The organism is Anaeromyxobacter oryzae (assembly GCF_023169945.1).
Classification (GTDB): domain Bacteria; phylum Myxococcota; class Myxococcia; order Myxococcales; family Anaeromyxobacteraceae; genus Anaeromyxobacter; species Anaeromyxobacter oryzae.
Genome location: NZ_AP025591.1, coordinates 5,247,373 through 5,262,386, shown reverse-complemented (window position 1 = coordinate 5,262,386; position 15,014 = coordinate 5,247,373). Strand labels below are relative to the sequence as shown.

13 protein-coding genes are annotated in these 15,014 nt (G+C 74.7%); 11 read left to right on the top strand and 2 right to left on the bottom strand.

The features are described 5' to 3' along the window. Positions 1 to 44 precede the first annotated feature (44 nt). Both AMOR_RS22830 and AMOR_RS22825 read right to left on the bottom strand, forming a co-directional pair. The gene (locus AMOR_RS22830; RefSeq protein ID WP_248354480.1) at positions 45 to 2,687 is read right to left on the bottom strand and encodes a hypothetical protein; all 2,643 of its coding nucleotides are present in this window, start codon (positions 2,685 to 2,687) and stop codon (positions 45 to 47) included. A gap of 25 nt (positions 2,688 to 2,712) precedes the next feature. Next, the gene (locus AMOR_RS22825; protein ID WP_248354478.1) at positions 2,713 to 3,831 is read right to left on the bottom strand and encodes a GntR family transcriptional regulator; all 1,119 of its coding nucleotides are present in this window, start codon (positions 3,829 to 3,831) and stop codon (positions 2,713 to 2,715) included. Between the two features lie 222 nt (positions 3,832 to 4,053). On the opposite strand from AMOR_RS22825, the gene AMOR_RS22820 reads away from it, so the two are divergent. The 11 genes from AMOR_RS22820 to AMOR_RS22770 all read left to right on the top strand — a co-directional run bounded on the left by AMOR_RS22820 (position 4,054) and on the right by AMOR_RS22770 (position 14,903). Beyond that, a complete protein-coding gene (locus AMOR_RS22820; RefSeq protein ID WP_248354476.1) occupies positions 4,054 to 4,884 on the top strand; it encodes an HAD-IB family phosphatase in 831 nt (276 codons plus the stop codon). Continuing rightward, positions 4,881 to 5,159, top strand: coding sequence for a hypothetical protein (locus AMOR_RS22815; protein ID WP_248354473.1), 279 nt, complete (start codon positions 4,881 to 4,883; stop codon positions 5,157 to 5,159). The genes AMOR_RS22820 and AMOR_RS22815 overlap by 4 nt, the downstream gene beginning before the upstream one ends. A gap of 235 nt (positions 5,160 to 5,394) precedes the next feature. Continuing rightward, positions 5,395 to 5,604 carry a hypothetical protein gene (locus AMOR_RS22810; RefSeq protein WP_248354471.1) on the top strand — a complete coding sequence of 70 codons (210 nt, stop codon included), beginning with the start codon at positions 5,395 to 5,397 and terminating at the stop codon, positions 5,602 to 5,604. A 331-nt stretch (positions 5,605 to 5,935) separates the two neighbouring features. Then, on the top strand, positions 5,936 to 7,366 hold the full coding sequence (locus tag AMOR_RS22805) for a hypothetical protein (protein ID WP_248354469.1): 1,431 nt from the start codon (positions 5,936 to 5,938) through the stop codon (positions 7,364 to 7,366). Positions 7,367 to 7,394: 28 nt separating this feature from the next. Further along, the gene (locus AMOR_RS22800; protein ID WP_248354467.1) at positions 7,395 to 7,988 is read left to right on the top strand and encodes a plastocyanin/azurin family copper-binding protein; all 594 of its coding nucleotides are present in this window, start codon (positions 7,395 to 7,397) and stop codon (positions 7,986 to 7,988) included. An 8-nt stretch (positions 7,989 to 7,996) separates the two neighbouring features. Further along, on the top strand, positions 7,997 to 8,536 hold the full coding sequence (locus AMOR_RS22795) for a cytochrome c3 family protein (protein ID WP_248354466.1): 540 nt from the start codon (positions 7,997 to 7,999) through the stop codon (positions 8,534 to 8,536). A 7-nt stretch (positions 8,537 to 8,543) separates the two neighbouring features. Beyond that, positions 8,544 to 11,438 (top strand): molybdopterin-dependent oxidoreductase, encoded by a 2,895-nt coding sequence (locus AMOR_RS22790; RefSeq protein ID WP_248354464.1) that lies wholly within the window; start codon positions 8,544 to 8,546, stop codon positions 11,436 to 11,438. Further along, entirely contained in the window at positions 11,435 to 12,784 is a 1,350-nt protein-coding gene (gene nrfD / locus AMOR_RS22785) for an NrfD/PsrC family molybdoenzyme membrane anchor subunit (RefSeq protein WP_248354462.1), read from the top strand. Before AMOR_RS22790 ends, nrfD begins: the two co-directional genes overlap by 4 nt. Beyond that, positions 12,774 to 13,280, top strand: a complete 507-nt coding sequence (locus tag AMOR_RS22780) for a quinol:electron acceptor oxidoreductase subunit ActD (protein ID WP_248354460.1) — start codon at positions 12,774 to 12,776, stop codon at positions 13,278 to 13,280. The genes nrfD and AMOR_RS22780 overlap by 11 nt, the downstream gene beginning before the upstream one ends. Beyond that, a complete protein-coding gene (locus AMOR_RS22775) occupies positions 13,273 to 13,815 on the top strand; it encodes a c-type cytochrome (RefSeq protein ID WP_248354458.1) in 543 nt (180 codons plus the stop codon). The genes AMOR_RS22780 and AMOR_RS22775 overlap by 8 nt, the downstream gene beginning before the upstream one ends. After that, positions 13,812 to 14,903: a hypothetical protein gene (locus tag AMOR_RS22770; RefSeq protein ID WP_248354456.1), complete on the top strand. Its 1,092-nt coding sequence runs from the start codon at positions 13,812 to 13,814 to the stop codon at positions 14,901 to 14,903. The genes AMOR_RS22775 and AMOR_RS22770 overlap by 4 nt, the downstream gene beginning before the upstream one ends. Positions 14,904 to 15,014: the final 111 nt, after the last annotated feature.

The window sequence follows — 15,014 nt, the reverse complement described above, 5'->3', positions numbered from 1 at the left end:
GCATGATCGCCGCGACATCGAGGCGGCGTCAAGGCGCGGGGCTCCTACCTGGCCGTGGCGCCTGGAGGTTTCGGCGGCGCGCCGGCCACCGGCGGCGCCGGGAGCGGGCCGGCGCGCGCGCCGGGGATGCTCACCACGACGAGCTGCCGCCCCGTCTCCGGGTGGTCCGCCGTGAGCAGCAGCGTGTCGCCGAGCACGATCAGGTCCGCCGGGCTCGACGAGCGTGCCCCCGGCGCGAGGTCCACCACGCGCCGCGTGCCCTCCCGGGAGCCGTCGGTCGTCCAGAGCTCGTCGCCGCTCGCGCCGTCCGAGGCCGCGAAGAAGAGCGGCCCGTCCGGACCCGCCGGGACGAGCCGCGCGTCCGGCGCGACGGAGGGCGCCGGTCCGGGGTTCAGATCCGCGAGGAGGTGCGTGCCGTCGGCGGTGCCGTCCGTCACCCACGGCTCGCGCCCGTGCGCGCCGTCGTCGGCGAAGAAGACGACGCGCGCGCCGATCGCGGCGAAGCCCGACGGCGCCGAGCCCGCCGGCCCCGGGAGCAGATCGCCGAGCGGGACGGTCCCGGCCTCCGTCCCGTCGCTCACCCAGGGCTCCGGCCCCGTGTCCGCCTGGTCCACGCTGAACCAGAGGCGGCCCGCCGCTCCCGCGAGCGACGCGAGCGACGCGAAGCCGCGCGGATCCGGGAAGCGGCGCACGAGCACGGGCGCCGTCTCGGAGCCGTCGCTCCGGAACAGGCCGGCCACGCCCGGCTCCGCCTCCCCGACGAGGTAGAGCGCGCCCGCCGCGGCGGTGAGCGCGGCGGGCCGCGCCGGGAACGGCAGGGGCCGGATCGCGTCGCCGCGCGTCGCGAAGACGCCGTCCCCGCTCACGAAGAAGAGCCGGTCGCCGAGCGTCGCCGGCCACGCGATCGGGTCGAGCGCGCCGCCCGGGACCGGCGCCGAGGTCGTCCCGTCGTCCGCCCAGACCTGCGGCGCCAGCGTTCGCGGATCCTGCACGACGTAAAGCGCCCGGCCGCCGACGGTGACGGGTCCCGGCGCGCAGGGCGGGCCGATGCAGCCGGACGTGAGGAACGCGTCGCGCCGCAGCACCGTCCCGGCCTCCGTCCCGTCCGTCGCGTGGAGCCGGACGGACGACGTCGGGTACCCCTGCCCCGCGAGCGCGGGATCCGACACGTCGAGGAACCACGCGCGCCCGCCGGATACCGCGTACCCGCGCGGCTCGCCGCCGGCCGGGCCGGACCACAGGTCCGCGAGGAGGTGCGTCCCGGCGTCGGTCCCGTCGGTCCGCCAGGGCTCGGAGCCGTGCACGCCGTCGTTCGCGGTCAGCAGGACCTGCTGGCCGAGCACGGTCAGGCCCGCCGGCTCGGCCCCGAGCGCCGCCGCCGCGACGCCCACCGGCCGCGTCCCGGCCGACGTCCCGTCGGTCCGCCACGGCTGGCCGTCGGGACCGGCGAACCACGCGTCGCCGCCGCCGACCGAGGTGAGCGCCGCGATGGGCGCGGCGAGCGGGGCGAGGACCGCCGTGCCCGCGACGGTGCCGTCGCTGCGCCAGAGCCCGAGCGCACCGTCCGCTGCGCGCGCCTGGAAGACCACGCCGCTCCCGAGCGGCACGAGCGCGGGGACGTCCTGCAGGCCGGTCGCGAGCGCGCCCGTGCCCGCCGACGTGCCGTCCGACGCCCAGAGCGCGAGCGGGCCGGCCCCCGTGCCTCCCGGGTCGACGAGGAAGAACACCCGCCCGCCCGCCGCCGCGAGCCCGTGCAATCGCGGCGTGCCCGGGGCGGGCACGGGATCCGCGACGCGGCGCGTCCCCTCCGCGGTCCCGTCGCTCCGCCACAGCTCCGACGCTTCGCGGCCGATCGAGCCGCCGCCGGCGGGGAACAGGAGGACGTCGCCGAGCGCCGCCGCGTCGCCGGCGGGGCCGTTGCGGACGTCCGCGTCCGATACGCGCCGAGCGTCCGTTCCGGTCGCGACCCAGACGCCGCCCGCCTCGTCGTCGCGCGCGAAGAAGACACCCGCGCCGCTCCACCCGACGAGCCGGCGCACCGGGGTGCCGACGAGGACGGCCTCTCCGGAGCCGTCCACGCGCCACAGCTCGCCCGGCCGCGACTTGAAGAACAGCGACACGAAGAGGCGGTCGTCGATCGGCACCACCGCGCCGACGCCGCACGGGCCCGGGCAGGCGCGCCCGAGGAGCTTCGTCGCGGGCGCGGCCCCGTCCGAGCTCCAGACCGACGCCTCGGGCTCGGAGGTCGTCACGGTGAGCCGCCCGGGGACGGCGCCGAGGAATACCGTGCTCTGCCGGTCCGACTCCGGGAAGAGCGCGGTCGGGCGCGTCCCGGCGCTCGTGCCGTCGGTGACCCAGATCCGGCGAGTCCGGCCGTCGCTGGCGGGGAAGAAGGCGCGGTCCCCGACGACGGTCACGTCCGTGGGATCGGAGCTCCCCGTCCCCGGCATGGCGTCGAGCACGAGCGTCGTGCCCTCCGGCGTGCCGTCCGAGCGCCAGAGCTCCCGCCCCTCCGCCGGCGTCGAGCCCTGGAACAGCACGGCGCCACCGAGCCGGGCGAAGCCTCTGGGCTCGAGGCCCGCCGTCCCGGGACGGCGGGCGATCTCGACACGCCGGACGGACGGCGCGGGCCGCGACGGGGAGCACGCGGCCGCGAGCGCCAGCGCGGCGGCGACGGGACGCACCACGCCTGGAATGTGCGCCCGGCCCGGCTCAGGCGCCGGAGACGCTCGCCCCGCCCGGCGGCGCGCCGCACGACGCGCGCACGACGAGCGAGCCGTGCAGCAGGATGTCTCGCGTGGGCAGGTCGGCGCGGGCGACGCGGTCGAGCATCGCCGCGAGCGCCGCCGCCCCGATCTGGCGCGTCGGCTGCCGGAACGTGGTGAGGGGCACCGGGAGGAGCGGCGCCCAGGGGACGTCGTCGATCCCGACCAGGCGGACGTCTCGCGGCACCGCGATCCCGAGCGCGAGGAGCGCGTGCATGAGGCGCGCGGCGGTCCAGTCGTTGGCCGCCACGATCGCGTCGGGGTGATCGGCGTCGAGGAGCGCCCGCACCTGGGCGACGTCCGTCGGGTCGAGCCGGTGCACCAGCGAGGTGTCGCAGGGGAGCCCGCGCGCGTGGAGCGCCTCGCGATAGCCCGCCTCGCGGGCGTCGACCGTCGCCGCCGCGTTCCGGAGTCCGACGAACGCGATCCGGCGCGCGCCGAGGCGGACGAGGTGGTCGGTGACGACGTGGCCCGCGCGGCGATTGTCGATCCCGACGAGATCGTGGTGCCCGCGATCGGGGTACGGGGCCGCGGGCCGGTCGAGCAGGACGATGGGGATCCCCGCCTCGTCGAGCGCGCGCGTGATGCGCCGGTTCATCTCGTCCTTCGCCGGCGTGAGCTCGAGCGGCGCGAAGAACACGCCCGAGACCCTGCGCTCGATGTACTGGCGGCAGATCCCCCAGGCCTGCTCCTCCTTCGAGCCTGCCGAGCTGCCCCAGACGAGCGCGTGCGCGCGCGCCAGCGGCGAAGAGGCGATGCCCTGCCAGATGGGCTCGAAGATCTCCGTCTCGCCGAGATCCGGGACGAGCATCCCGAACGAGAGCGCCGCCGGGTCGCGCGCCCCCTTCACGAACGTCCCCGAACCGGCGCGGCGCTCGACGAGCCCCGCGACCTGCAGGTCCCGGACGGCGCGCCCGACGGTGATGCGTGACGCGCCGAACTGGCGGACGAGCTCCGCCTCGCTCGGCAGCCGATCACCGCTCTTCCAGCGGCCCGAGTGGATGCCCTCCTCGAGCATGGAGGTGACCTGCTGGTATTTGGGGATCCTCGCTGCCCTGGAGGTCATCACGAGTTGATATATCAACATCGACCGCGGTCGCACAAGCCCGCACATCGCGCACCCATGGCCGCACTTTTGGGCGATTTGTGACGATTCGGGGCCGAGCGTTGCTTTGCCGCAGTGCGGCGGTTAGGGTCACGGGACACATCGAGGCGGACCTAGTTGCCATGTCCAGTGTTCATGCTGTCATGTCCGCTTCGCCAGCCGCACGAAACGAAAGGAGCCGTCGTGGTAACCACCTCCAACCGCCCGAAGCACTTCCTCCTGGTCTCGGACTTCGACCAGACGCTCAGCTTCAACGACTCCGGGCTGATCCTGAGCGAGCTGCTCGGCGCGCCCGGGTTCCAGGGGAAGGTCGACGGCCTCGCGCGCTCCCACCTGGTCCAGCAGGGCGCCGAGCTCGCGTACCTGATCCGGCACGACCCGGACTTCCGGGGCGTCCGCCGCGAGCACCTGGTCGAGACCGGCCGCCGGGTCCGCCTCCGCCCCGACATCCGCCCGCTCGTCGAGTTCCTGCAGCGCGGGATCGACGGCGTGCAGTTCTCGTTCTTCATCGCGTCCGCCGCGCCGCGCGAGGTGATCCAGTCCGCGCTCGACGGCGTCGTGGCCCCCGAGCACATCTTCGGGACGGAGCTCGAGTTCGACGAGCGGTCGGGCGAGGTCACGTCGATCCGGCGGGTGCCCGCCGGGTACGGCAAGGTCTCGGTCGTCGAGGAGCTCGAGGCGCGCGTCGGCACGGAGCCGGAGCGGACGATCTACGTGGGCGACGGGGGCTCCGACGTGCACGTGATGCTGCACGTGAACAACCGCGACGGCCTCACCATCGCCGTCTCGGAGAACCGGCTCCTCGCGCGGATCGCGAAGAGGACCGTCCTGAGCGACAGCGCGTTCGGCATCCTGGTCCCGATCCTCGAGCAGACCGCCGGGTGGCGCTCGCCCGAGATCCGCGAGCTCTTCGAGACGTACGGGCTCACCCTGCAGGACTGGGAGAAGGCTCGCACCGACCGGATCACGGTCGCCGACACGGCGCCGGCCGCGCTCGTCGCGGGGGCCGCATGACGGTCCAGCCCTCGACGCTCGTGGAGGCGCTCGGGTGGGCCGCGACCGCGACGTTCATCGCGTCGTACCTGTTCTCCCGCACCGAGCTCCTCGTCCGCGCGCAGATGGTCGGCGGCGTGATGTGGGTGATCTACGGCGCCCTCGTGCACGCGAAGCCGGTCGTCGCGGCGAACGTGCTCGTGGTGTGCGCGGCCGCGTGGAAGGCGTGGCGCCCGAGCGGTCGGCGCGGCGCGGATCCCGCGGGCGCCGTGGATCCCGCCGCTGCCGGCGGGTGAGCCGCTCAGGTCCCGCGAGCCCGCGGGGCGAGCGCGGCGCCGGGTGGGCACGCGCGCCCGCCCGCGCCGCGCGCGAGCGGCCGAGGGGCCGCCTTCCACACGAGAGACACGTTGCACCTCGTGCGACTCCCTGGTGCGCCGGTTAAAAGACCTCCTTGCAGACACTCCACACCACGACCGCAGCCTCGTCTCGGAGCATCCCGCTCCCTCACCCGGCCGGCCCGAGGGAGACGAGATGAGCACCGAAACCTCCGAGAACCTGGTTCACTTCTACGACACCGACGAGCACGCGATCCTCTGCGGACTGCGTGGCTTCGCCCACCGCTCGACGAAGCATTCACGCGGCGTGACGTGCCCGGCGTGCGTCGCGCTCCTCGCGGACCGCCGCGAGGCCGAGCGGCACGGCGACACGCACGCGGCGGCCGAGAGCAGCGTCGGCGCGTAGCGCGACACCCGTAGCCCCTCGTCGGCTGGCCTGGCGCCGGGCACGAGCGCGCTGACCTCCGGGTCGGCGTGCCGATGCCCGCCGCCGGCCTCCGGGTCGGCGTGCCGATGCCCGCTGCCGGCCTACGGATCGGCGTGGCCGATGCCCGCCGCCGGCCGCCACACGACCTCCTCCGCCCGGGACGCACGGAGGGGTGTCCCCATGAGACGGGTTGCCGGGCCATCGGGCTCCGGAAACGCTGGCGCCGCAAAGCCCCTGCCGCAGGCGGGCACGACGCTCCGGGAGCCGAAGTTCCCCCGCGCCAGAGCGCCCCTCGCCGGAAAGGGTCGTCATGAGGCTCAGGCCGGCGCTGTCGCTCCACCTCGCCCTCTTCGCCGCCACGGTGGCGATGCCCCTGCGGTCCGACGCGATCCCCGCGTTCGCGCGCAAGCACGGCACGAGCTGCCTCACCTGCCACAGCGTGTATCCGCGGCTCACGCCGTTCGGCGAGGCGTTCCGCCGGAACGGCTATCGCTTCCCCGGCGTCGACTCCGACTACGTGAAGCAGGACACCGTCGCCCTCGGCCAGGAGGCGAACAAGAAGACGTTCCCGAACTCCGTCTGGCCCGGGACGATCCCGATCTCCGTCCCCATCGCCGTCGGCGTCAACGGCCAGGCCTTCGTCTATCCCGACAAGGGTGCGAGCTTCCCGCGCGCCAACCAGGGGACGCAGTTCGTGCTCGACGATCTCGTCGCCGAGGGGCACGTCTGGCTCGGCGCGTCGCTGGACGACACGATCACGCTCTGGGGGGAGCTGACCTTCAGCGGCGCGGCTGAGGTGGAGCACGCGCAGGTGCTGCTGAACGACCTCGTGGGGCCGAAGCACGCGGTGAACCTCTACGTCGGCCGCGGGTTCCCCACCCTCACCAGCTTCGGGCCGCACTCGAGCTACCTCGGGGACGCCCGGATCACGACCGTCCCGATCACCGGCATCTACGGCCTTTCGACCGACCCGTTCACGCTCGTCGACAACTACAACGGCGTGGAGCTGGCCGGCGTCGTCGCGGGCTACGTGGACTATTCGGCGGGCGTGAACGCGGGGAAGAACGCCACCGCCGTCCGCCTGAACAGCGAGAACTGGTACGCGCACGCCGGCACGAAGCTCGGCGGCCTGCGGCTCGACGGCGAGGGCTCGCAGGGGCCCAAGGACGCGATGCGCCCCTGGGCCGAGGACGCCTTGACCCTCGACGCGTTCGTCTTCCACTCGCGCGAGTACTACCCCGCGCCGGGCGGCGGCGCGTCACCGCCGCCGCTGGGCGACACCTCGTTCACTGCCGGCGGCACGGTCCGGGGCCAGCTCGGCTCGCTCGAGCTCGACCTCGGCGGCTACGACCAGAAGCACGATCGCGGGACGAGCGGCCTCGCGTCCGTGTCCACCGACGTGGAGTGGGCGGAGCTCTCGTACGTCCTCTTCCCGTGGATGGTGCCGGCGGTGCGGGTGGAGCGGATCGGGCTCCGCCCCGCCGGCGGCCCTGACGTGATGGCGTACCACTTCATGCCGGGCTGCGCGTTCCTGCTCCGCGCGAACGTGAAGGCCGTGCTGGTCCTGAACGTCGAGACGGCGAGCGGCTTCCCCGCCGACTCCGGCGGCGCCCCGCTGGGCTGGGCGGGAGGGAACGCCGACTGGGGCGGCTTCATCAACGCTCCGAGGTCGACCGCCACGCCCACCAGCCACCAGGCCGAGTTCGAGTCCATCGCGCTCTTCCTCGCCTGGGCCATCTGACCGCCACCCGCACCCGAGGACTCACGCCATGACCCGCCATGCCCGTCTCGCCACCCGCCTCGCGCTCGCGCTGCTCGCGGCGCACGCGCTCCCGGCCCTCGCCCAGACCGGGACCATCACCGGCAAGGTCGACTCCACGCCGCCGAAGTACCTCCCGGACACCGTCGTCTACGTGAAGCAGGCGCCAGGGACGTTCGCCCCGAAGAGCGAGGCCATGGATCAGAAGGGGCTCGCCTTCGTCCCGCACATCCTCGTGGTCACGAAGGGCGACACGGTGAAGTTCCTGAACCACGACACCGTCGCGCACAACGTCTACTCGCCGGACGAGGACGCGTACAACCTCGGCACGTTCAAGCCGAACGAGGAGCGGGCGCACACCTTCGCCAAGGAGGGCGCGTACACGCAGCTCTGCAGCATCCACCCCGAGATGCTCGGCTACATCTTCGTGAGCCAGAACCCGTACGCGGCCGCGGTGGACGCGAAGGGGAGCTACACGATCAAGAACGTCCCGCCGGGCAACTACAAGCTCGCGGTGTGGAACGCCAAGCTGAAGGCGCCGGAGCAGTCGGTCACGGTCGCCGGCGGGAAGACCGCGGAGGCGAGCTTCAGCCTGAAGCGCTGAGGCGCGACGTGGTGCGCTTCCGGCCCGGCGCCGCCGCGGTCCTCGTCGCCTCCGGCATCGCGCTGGCGCGTCCGGGCGCGGCGGCCCCCGCCGGGCCCGTCCAGCCCGTCCCCTTCAGCCACCGGGTCCACGCCACGGACGCCGCCATCGGCTGCACCTCCTGCCACGTCTACGCCGAGCGCGGGCCCGTCGCCGGCGTCCCGTCGATGGCCCGGTGCCAGGGCTGTCACAAGTTCGTGAAGGAAGACCCGGAGCACCCGCAGCTCGACGCCCAGCTGAAGCCGTTCGTGAAGCTGCTGCGGGACGGCAAGCCCATCGAGTGGGTCCGCGTGACGCGCCTGCCGGACCACGTCTACTTCACGCACGAGCGGCACGTGAGGGCCGGGGTCCGGTGCCAGGAGTGCCACGGCGAGGTGGAGAAGATGGAAGCCGTGCGGCAGGTGGCGCCGCTCACGATGGGCTGGTGCCTGGAGTGCCACCACCGGAAGCAGCGCGAGAAGCCCGGAGAGCGTCGCAAGCTCACCGAGTGCGTGACCTGCCACAAGTGAGGAGCGGATGTCGGATCCGAGCGAGCGGCGCCTCGGGAGGAGGACGTTCCTCCAGCTCGCCGGCGGCGCGGGCGTCGCCGCGGGGTGCTCGCCGAAGGCGGCTACCGAGAAGCTCGTGCCGTGGATGGTGGCGCCCGAGGAGATCGTCCCCGGCCGTCCGCTCTTCTACCGGACGGCGTGCCGCGAGTGCGGCGCCGGCTGCGGCGTCACGGCCCGCACGCGCGAGGGCCGCGCGACCAAGCTCGAGGGCAACCCCGAGGATCCCATCGGCCGGGGCGCGCTCTGCGCGCGAGGCCAGGCGGCCATCCAGGAGCTCTACCATCCCGACCGCTTCAAGGGCCCGCTGCGGCGGGGGAAGGACGGCGCGCTCACGCCGGTCTCGTGGGACGAGGCGGAGGACGCGCTCGCCCGGGCGATCGCGGCCGCGCAGGCGAAGGGACCGGGCCGGGTCCGCCTCCTCACGCGCCTCGAGCCCGGCAGCACCGGCGCGGTGCAGCGCGCCTTCATGAAGGCCGCCGGGGGCCGCCCCGAGGACCGCGTCGTGCTCGCTCCGCTCGCCCCCGCGCCGCTCCGGGCCGCGAGCGCGGCCCTCCTCGGCGTGCCCGAGCTGCCGGTCGTCGACCTCTCGGCGGCGCGGTCCGTGGTCGCGTTCGGCGCCGACCTCGTCGAGACCTGGAGCTCGCCGGTGGAGCTCGCGCGCCAGCTCGCCGAGGGGCGCGGTCGCCTCGGCGCGGAGCGGAGGAGGCTGACGTGGGTCGGGCCGCGGCTCGCGCTGACCGGCGTGAGCGCGGATCGGTGGATCGGGTGCCGGAGCGGCGGCGAGCTGGCGGTGGCCCTCGGCCTCCTGCGCTGGCTCCTCGACCCGGCGAGCCGGGTCTCCGTGGCCGACGCGGTCCGGCCGCTGGCCGCCCCGGTGCTCCGCCACGCGCCGGCCGAGCTCGCGGCCCGCGCCGGCGTCGAATGGCGCGAGATCGAGCGCGTCGCCCGGGAGCTGGCCGTGCGGCGTCCGTCGGCCCTGCTCGCGCCCGGGCCCCAGAGCCAGGGGCCGGACGCGACCGCGCTGGCCGCGGTCGTGCTCGTGGCCAACCTCGCGCTCGGGAACGTCGGGCGCACCCTGCGGTACGGGCTCGATCCGCGGGAGGACGTCCCTTCCTCGGCGGCCGAGGTGCGCGCGCTCGTGGCCGCGATCGGCTCCGGCGGCGTCGACGTGCTCCTGCTCCAGCACGCCGATCCCGTCGGGACCCTCCCCGCCGCGCTCGGCTTCCGCGAGGCGCTCGCGAAGGTGCCGCTCGTGGTCAGCTTCGCGCTCCGGCCCGATCCGACCACGGATCGCGCCCACCTCGTCCTCCCGGATCACCACACCCTCGAGTCGTTCGAGGACACCGTACCCCGCGCCGGCGTCGTGAACCTCGTCCAGCCGGTGATGACGCCGCTCGCCGACACCCGCCAGTCCGCCCAGGTGCTGATGGAGGTCGGGGCGAAGCTCCCGACGCCCGCGCCGTTCCCCTCGACGGATCCCTGGGACGTCGTCCTCGCCCGGGCGGCGGAGCACGCGAAGGCCGCGCTCGGCGCGGCGCCCGCCGACGTCGCGCCGGTGCACCGCGCGGCGTTCCAGCGCGGCGGGTACTGGTTCGAGCCCGCGGCGACGCCTGCGCCGACCCTGCGCGCGGCCGCGGCGGAGCCGTTCCTCGAGCTGCCCCCCGCGGCGCCCGCCGCGGCCGGAACGCTCGACCTCGTCGTCTTCCCGACCCCGCTCCGGGGCGACGGCCGCGGCGCCGATCTGCCCTGGCTGCGCGAGGTGCCCGACGCGCTGTCGAGCGTCTCCTGGAGCCCGTGGGTCGAGCTGTCGCCGGCGACTGCGCGCCGGATCGGCGTGTCGACGGGCGACCTGGTCGTCCTCGGCACCGCCGCGGGGCGCGTCGAGGTGCCGGCGTACCTCTTCCCCGGGATCCGGGACGATGCCGCGGCGCTGCCCATCGGACCCGAGGCGCTCGCGCTCCTGCCGGAGGGCGCCGGGGACCAGCACGTCTGGGCCGGCGTCCGCGCGACGGTCGCCGCCGCGGGGAAGCGGACGCGGCTCCCCGTGCTCGAGGGGAGCCCGTACCAGCACGGGCGAGAGATCGTGCCCGCCGTCTCGGCCGCGGCGCCGTCGCCGCGGCGCCCCGACCTGTCGGCGAAGATGTACCCCGAGCCGGCGCACCCCGAGCACCGGTGGGCGATGGCGATCGACCTCGACCGGTGCACCGGGTGCCAGGCGTGCATGGTCGCGTGCCACGCCGAGAACAACGTGCCGGTGATGGGGCCCGAGGCGGCGCGCGCCGGGCGCTACATGGGGTGGATCCGGGTGGAGCGGTACCTCGGCGACGAGCCCGGCGGCGCGCTCGACGTGCGGCTGCTCCTGATGCTGTGCCAGCAGTGCACCAACGCGCCCTGCGAGCCGGTCTGCCCGGTGTACGCGACCTATCACACGCCGGAGGGGCTGAACGCGCAGATCTACAACCGCTGCGTCGGCACGCGGTACTGCTCCAACAACTGTCCGTACAAGGTCCGGACGTTCAACTGGCGCGACGCCCGCTTCGAGCGCCCCCTCGACATGCAGCTCAACCCCGACGTCACGGTCCGCTCGCGCGGCGTCATGGAGAAGTGCACCTTCTGCATCCAGCGGATCCGCTACGCCGAGAACGAGGCGCGCGACGCGGGCCGCCCCGTCGCGGACGGCGAGATCGTCCCCGCGTGCGCGCAGACCTGCCCGAGCCGCGCCATCGTCTTCGGAGACGCTAACGATCCCGCGTCGCGCGTCTCCCGCCTGGCGCGCGACGGGCGCGCGTTCCGCGCCCTCGAGGAGGTCAACGCGCAGCCCGCGATCACCTACCTGGCGCGCGTGGAGGACGGCGAGCCATGAGGGCGAGCGACTCCTTCAGGTCCATCGAGGAGACGGTCCGCGCCACGCACGAGCGGCCCGGCCCGGCGTACTGGCTCGCGCTCGCCATCGCCGGAGGCGTCGCAGCCTTCGGCGCCTGGTCGTACTCGCTCATCGTCCGCGGCGGGCTCTACTGGACGGGCCTCGAGCGGCCCGGGATGTGGGGCAACCTGATCACCGACTTCGTGTTCTGGGTCGGCATCGCCCACTCCGGCACGCTCATCAGCGCGATCCTGTTCCTCTTCCGGGCGCGGTTCCGGACGGCCGTCTACCGGGTCGCCGAGATGATGACCGTGTTCGCGGTGATGACGGCGGGCCTCTACCCCATCCTCCACCTCGGCCGGCCGTGGTTCGCGTACTGGCTCTTCCCCTACCCGAACCAGCGCGAGCTGTGGGTGAACTTCCGGTCCCCGCTGATCTGGGACGTGTTCGCCATCTCGACGTACCTCATCGTCTCGACCGTGTTCCTGCTGGTCGGGGTCGCACCGGACGCGGCGGCGCTGCGCGGCCGCGCGACCGGGTGGCGCCGCAGGCTCTACGCCGTGCTCGCGTTCGGCTGGCGGGGCACCGACGAGCAGTGGCGCCACTACACGCGCGCGTACCTGTTCTTCGCGGCGTTCGCCACGCCGCTCGTCGTCTCCGTGCACAGCGTCGTCTCGTGGGACTTCGCGGTGTCGGTGCTCCCGGGCTGGCACTCGACGCTGTTCCCGCCCTACTTCGTGGCCGGCGCGATCCTGTCCGGCGTGGCGATGGTCATCACGATCCTGATCCCGCTCCGGCGCGCGTTCCGGCTCGAGGCCCTCATCACGCCGCGCCACCTCGACATGCTCGCCCGGCTCGTCGTCCTGACCGGCCTCATCGTGACGTACTCGTACGCCACCGAGATCCTCCTGGCGCTGCAGGAGCCGGCGCACGATCCGGAGCGGAGCACGTTCCTCTACCGGATGTCGGGGCCGTACGCGCCGGTGTTCTGGACGATGGTGACCTGCAACTGCCTCGGGCCGATCCTGCTCCTCTCCCGCCGGATCCGGCGGCGGACGCCCGCGCTCCTCGGGATCTGCGTCGCCGTCAACGTCGGCATGTGGCTCGAGCGGTTCAACATCGTGGTGACGTCGCTCTCGCACGACCGGCTGCCGTTCGACTGGCGCGTCTACGTCCCGACGTGGGTCGAGTGGGCCATCACCTTCGGCGCGTTCGGCTGGTTCTTCCTCCTGTTCCTGCTCGGGCTCAAGATCCTCCCGCCCGTCTCCATCTCGGAGCTGAAGGAGGAGGCCGCCCACGACGCGGCGCACCCGGACCCAGGGGAGGAGGCCACCCATGCCCGGTGATCGCGCCGTCCTCGCGACGTTCGCCGAGCCGTCCGACGCCGCGCGGGCGGTGCGCGCGCTGCGCGCGGCCGGGTTCCAGGTGCAGACGGCCATGCCGGCCCCGTTCCCGGAGGTGATCGCGGCGCTGGGGCGGCCGCGGAGCCGGCTCGGCCTCGCGACGCTCCCGGGCGCGATCGCCGGCCTGCTCGCGGGCGTCGCCCTGACGGTCGGCACGTCGCTCGCGTGGCCGCTCGTGACGGGCGGGAAGCCCGTCGTGTCCGTCCCGCCGTTCGTGATCGTCATCTTCGAGATGACCGTGCTCGTGGGCTCGCTGACGAACCTCGTGGCGGTCGTCGTCGGGAGCCGGGCCGGCGGCCGGCGCCAGGCGGCGGTCTTCCGGCCGCGCGCCGTGGAGGACCGCGTCGCGGTGCGCGCGGTGGTCGGGGCGGGCGCGGACGGCGCCGCGGCGCTCCGGATCCTGCGGGAGAGCGGCGCGGACGAGGTGGGCGATGCGTAGCGCGCGCGCGCTCGGGCTCGTCGCAGCGGTGGCGCTCGCGGCGCCGGCGTGCCGCAACGACTGGCGGACGGACATGTGGTACCAGCCCTCGATCCGGCCGGAGCAGGCGCCGCGGCCGGAGCCGGAGCGCTCGGTGCCGCTCGGCGCGGAGCCGCGGTACGAGAGCCGGGACGACACCGAGGACCTGAAGGACCCGTTCCCCGCGACGGCCCGCTCGCTCGAGCGCGGGCACGCCCTGTTCCTCGCGCGGTGCGCGCCCTGCCACGGCAAGGAGGGGCGCGGCGGCGGGCCCGTCTCGAGGTTCTTCCCCCCCGCCCCGGACCTCGCCTACGTGAAGGTGCGCGAGCGGACCGACGGCTTCATCTGGGGGACCGTGAGCTACGGCGGCAAGGCGATGCCTCCGGCGCGCGAGGGGCTCACGGCCGAGGACCGCTGGAACCTCGTGAACTGGGTGCGGGAGATCCAGCGGACCTCGCCCGTCGTCACGGTGCCGCCCCTCCCGCCCGAGCCCCCCGCCGGAGCGGGGAAGCCATGACCCCCGATCCCGCCGTCCCCGCCGGCCCGGCGACCTCCCCGCCCCTCGCGCGCCTCGCCCGCGCGGCGGTCGCGGTCGGCGTCGTCGCGTTCGTCGCGGGCGTCTTCTCCGGCCATGCCCTCGCCGCGCTCGCCGCGCTCGACGCGAGCTGGCTCTTCTTCGCCGGTCTCTCGGCTGGCGCCGTCGCGCTCGCGGCGGCGGTGCGGATCGCGCACGGCGGCTGGGCGCGGACGGTCCTCCCCGTCGCGGACGCGGCCGCCCGCTTCTTCCCGGTCGCGCTCGTCCTGCTCCTCGTCCTCCTCCTCGGCGCGCGGACCCTCATCCCCTGGACGCGCGACGCCTCGGCGCTCCGCGTGGGCGGGCTCGCGCTGCGACAGCTCCTCTCGAGCGCGCTCGTCTTCGGGCTCGGCGCCCGCGCGGTCGCCGTGGCGCGCCGGGCCGGGCCCGGGGTGCGCGATCCGGAGCGCGTGCGCGTGGCGAGCCTCGTCTACGTGCTCGGGTACGTCGTGGGCCTCTCGCTCTGGTCCTTCGACCTCGTGATGTCGCTGTCCGACGCGCCGCCCTACACGGTGCTCCCCGCCTACTACTTCCTCGGCGCGTTCCTCTCCGGGCTGGCGTGGGTCGCGGTCGTGGCGGCCGTCCAGGATCGGGGCGGCCCGGATCTGCGCCACGACCTCGGGAAGCTGCTCTTCGCGTTCATCGTGGTGTGGAGCTACCTGCTCTGGGCGCTGTTCCTGCCGACCTGGTACGGCAACGTGCCGGAGGAGTCGGCGGCGCTGCTCCGGCGCTGGACCGGGCCGTTCCGGCCCGTGTCCGCGGCGGTGCTGGTCGCGGTGTTCGCGTGGCCGTTCTGGCTGCTCTTCTCCGAGCGGCTGAAGCGGCGCCGCGCGACGCTCGCGGCCGGCGCCGGTGCGATCCTCGTCGGTCTCTGGGCCGAGCGGTTCCTGCTCGTCGTGCCGTCGCTGCCCGCCTCCGCCGGCGGCGCGGCCGCCGTCCTCGTCGGCGGCGGCGTCGCGATCGGGGTCGCCGGGCTCTTCCTGCTCGCGACCTCGGGTGGCATGGCGCGCGGCGCCCCGACGCCAGGGTGAGCGCGATGTACGCGGGCCTCGCCCGCGGTGCGCGGCCGCCCACGCGGAGGTCGCGCGGCCGCCGATTCCAGGGTCGGTGGACGCGCGAGCGGGCGAGCCTCCGGAGGAATG